Below are 3,299 nucleotides of genomic sequence, written 5' to 3'. Positions count from 1 at the left end.
CGCTATGCTCAAGTGGACATCAATTGCGGCAGAATGTAACTACTTTGACCAAATGCATATGATCAGAGAGTTTAAAAACCTATCGGGAAACACACCATGTCATCTTATGAAAATACCGTTGGTTATGGAAACCGAAGAGCCAATAATCCTTATCAAGTTGAACACGACAAACTCTTCCATCTATCTGGAGTAAAAAAAAGAGAACCTTAGGGACGCTGAAAACATGGTGGTTGCATAATCTATGATTCTTTATTAATTCCTTATGCCTTTTACTTTGCTTTCCCCAAAGCTATCGAGATTCCAAGCGAGGAACAGATCAGGCCATAGCCTATAGTGTATAGTTATATATTCCTTTCTAACATCATATTTATTTTCGGCCTCCAATGGTCAATTTTTTCTTGAATCGGTAAATCCGTAACATATATGCTATCTTCAACTTTTAACAATTTTGCGTAAATGTTGTCCCCTATTTTTTCTAAATCAGAATATGATTTATCAGTTCTGTATTTGATTTTATTAATTTCACGGTTAAATTTTCTCGCAAAACTTTCATATAGGTCAAATCTTAATTTCGGCATTTTCATTAGCTCCTCAAAATTTGTTGTATTCTTTATCCACGATTTATTTTGGTCAAATAAAGCTTTTACTTCCGCATCTTTTAAATTTGTTGATTTAAGATAAAATCCGTGAAACCACGATTTATTAGAATCATAATCCCTATCGATGTTAGCTTTAAAGTCTGATGGTTTTATTTGCACATTTTCAGACCAGAAAATGACATGTTTCCTCAGAAAGTAATATTCAATTTGAATTCCAGTATTCCAATAAATAATACCAACCAAAATGATTGATGATAATATGATAATCGTTGTTCTTATCGGTTTCCTCATAATTTATGTCTGTGCATTGTGGTGGGGTTTAGCAGGAACCTCTCCAAATAAATCTGGCTTTGGTAAATTTGTAGGATTTTCTTAGATGGTATAAACCAGACCATAGCTTATATAGTCGGTTGGCTATCGTTATTTTTTCGTGATCTTCTTTATCAATTCGTAGGATAAAGCATCAATTCTGTCATTAATGTCGAACACATTCGACAAGATGATGACTGCCGTTTTTTCCTCAACATTCATGACTATTGAGGATGAATATCCGCCTGTTCCACCATTGTGCCAAAATAAATCTTGTCCATTTGTGGATTCTAATTTGTGCCAACCTAAGCCAATTTTAGTGTCATCCTTAATTTGAAAAGTTGTTTTTCTCGTCAATTCAAGTTCTTTGTTTTTAGGATTGAATTGGGCATTTACAAACTTTGCTAAATCTTCTGTTGTAGATAATATTCCACCTGCACCAAATAACACGTCAAAATCCCAATTGGAAACTATTTCTCCCTTTTTGTTCAAACCTTTTGTAAGACTATTTCCCAAACGTTGTGAGCTGGTGAATGAATTTCTCATTTCATACTTATCAAAAATTTTCTTTTGTAAAAGGGTTTGAAAATTTGTTTTTTGTGATAAACCCAGAGTATAACCTAAAAGTCCTGTGCCCAAGTTTGAATATAAATAGGTTTTTGAAGTTTCGTTTTCAAGCTTTAATAGATTTTTAAGATACTCTTCAAGTTCGGCTTTGCCGTAATTTTTATACGGATTGGTTTTATTTGACAAATCCAAATTTTCAGGCAACCGAGGTAAACCGGAAGTATGATTGGCCAAACTCTCAAAAGTTATCTTGATGTTCCCTTTGAAAGTAAAGGGATAATAAAAATTGACAGCGTCTGTCAATTTTATTTTTTTATCCTCAACAAGTGAAGCTAAAACGGCGGATGTGAATACTTTTGTAATTGAGCCTATTTCGAAAATTTTCTTCTGATTTTCAGCTGGTTTTATGGTATCATTTATTTTTATAATTCCATAGTAATTTGTTTTTTCATTTTGAATTATGGCAATGGAAAGTTGTGTGTTGTTTGGGAAATCTTTTGATTTCGAAAAGATGGTCTCAGCAATTTCTTTTGGATAATTGCTCAATGTGTTTACCAAATTTGTTGCCTCAGTGGATTCTTCGTAAGGCTTGATAAAAAGTCCATTAATTTGATTTTGGCCATTAAGTGAAATATTTACCGCAAAAACACCTTTTTCAAATTTCGTTTTATAGATGGCATAAGTTTCCTGCTGATAGTTGATAAACTCCATACTTTTTATATTACCTGCTTGACTTTTCAAATTAGTCAGAAACTGTTTTGTTTTTTCAATAGGCAATGCTTTTTTCATTTCTTGTGAAAAACAATTAAAAACCGCATCATATTTATCATCATTATAGTTTGACTGAAAATTTTCAATTGCAATTTTATATTTTTCCGTTTGAGCAGACAATAAATTTGTCGAAAGGACCAAAAACAAGAAGAAAAGGATTCTTTTCATATGAATTACTTATTATAATAACAGCCAACGGATTGGCGCAAAAATAGTGGAATAATTAAGTACTTAAAGCAGTAAAAATTGATTGAGCCTGTGGAAATTGCGCAGGAATTTCCAAGTAGACGAGAACTTGTAATTATTTTTACAAAGTGCTTATTATTTGCAGAGTTTTCCGGACGTTACTTGTTCTCCGCCTTCGTATTTCAAAGTTGATTTGTAATAATAACAATTTTCTTCAATTTTAATCAGTTCAGTTAGAACCCCTCCTAAATAATTTATCAATTTTTGCGATTCGGTGAGTTCAGCCTTCGATTCGTCATAGGTTAGTCGATAAGTGCAATCGTCTATCCAATTAATAATTCCATATTGAGGATCAGTCGGATATCCTGAATCTTTTAATTCTATTGGTAATTCAGGCATAATTTCGGTTTGTACATTTCCGTCGCGAACAATTTTCCAATTTATTTGAACTGGCTCTGAAATTGAGGTGTTAAAAGTTCCAGTTTTAAAATCTGCACAAGATAATTCTTGACCGAAAGAGTTAATTCCGATTAGTGTTAATATTATAATTAATTTCTTTTTCATATTGTTTAAACATATGTATAAAGGCAATCCTTTGCGCCTATATCTATTATCAATACCAAACATATTCATTTCTAATAAACATCACACACTAAAGAAACAAACATCTTTATTAAAAACATATACCCCAGTAAATCAAGTTTTAGCTAGGTGAAAAACACCCTAAGACACTTCCTTAATCCAACCCCACCCAAGCCGCATTTTGCTGATCACTTTCAACAGCCGCATGAATAAATTGCACGCCTCTAACCCCAACAGATACCGTCGGATAGTCTGGAGTTTCAATGGGGGTTTTTGTTTTAAATG

Annotated in this window: 3 protein-coding genes and 1 pseudogene; 1 reads left to right on the top strand and 3 read right to left on the bottom strand. The window is 32.7% G+C overall.

Annotated elements, in window-relative coordinates:
• Positions 1 to 193 (top strand): annotated as a pseudogene (locus ABIQ28_RS15335) (hypothetical protein); the annotation flags it as partial.
• A 148-nt stretch (positions 194 to 341) separates the two neighbouring features.
• Here ABIQ28_RS15335 and ABIQ28_RS15330 read toward each other — a convergent pair.
• The 3 genes from ABIQ28_RS15330 to ABIQ28_RS15320 form a co-directional block, all read right to left on the bottom strand.
• Positions 342 to 890 (bottom strand): hypothetical protein, encoded by a 549-nt coding sequence (locus ABIQ28_RS15330; RefSeq protein ID WP_348038872.1) that lies wholly within the window; start codon positions 888 to 890, stop codon positions 342 to 344.
• A gap of 129 nt (positions 891 to 1,019) precedes the next feature.
• Positions 1,020 to 2,414: a serine hydrolase gene (locus tag ABIQ28_RS15325; protein WP_348038870.1), complete on the bottom strand. Its 1,395-nt coding sequence runs from the start codon at positions 2,412 to 2,414 to the stop codon at positions 1,020 to 1,022.
• 153 nt (positions 2,415 to 2,567) lie between these two features.
• Positions 2,568 to 2,996 (bottom strand): hypothetical protein, encoded by a 429-nt coding sequence (locus tag ABIQ28_RS15320; protein WP_348038868.1) that lies wholly within the window; start codon positions 2,994 to 2,996, stop codon positions 2,568 to 2,570.
• Positions 2,997 to 3,299: the final 303 nt, after the last annotated feature.

It is taken from the genome of Gelidibacter sp. (genome assembly GCF_039916245.1).
Classification (GTDB): domain Bacteria; phylum Bacteroidota; class Bacteroidia; order Flavobacteriales; family Flavobacteriaceae; genus Gelidibacter.
Note: the sequence above shows the minus strand (reverse complement) of the source record. Positions and strands in the feature narration are given on the sequence as shown.

Coding starts and splice junctions, on each gene's coding strand:
- ABIQ28_RS15320 (WP_348038868.1), bottom strand. CDS start 2,996: ATGAAAAAGAAATTAATTATAATATTAACACTAATCGGAATTAACTCT.
- ABIQ28_RS15325 (WP_348038870.1), bottom strand. CDS start 2,414: ATGAAAAGAATCCTTTTCTTCTTGTTTTTGGTCCTTTCGACAAATTTA.
- ABIQ28_RS15330 (WP_348038872.1), bottom strand. CDS start 890: ATGAGGAAACCGATAAGAACAACGATTATCATATTATCATCAATCATT.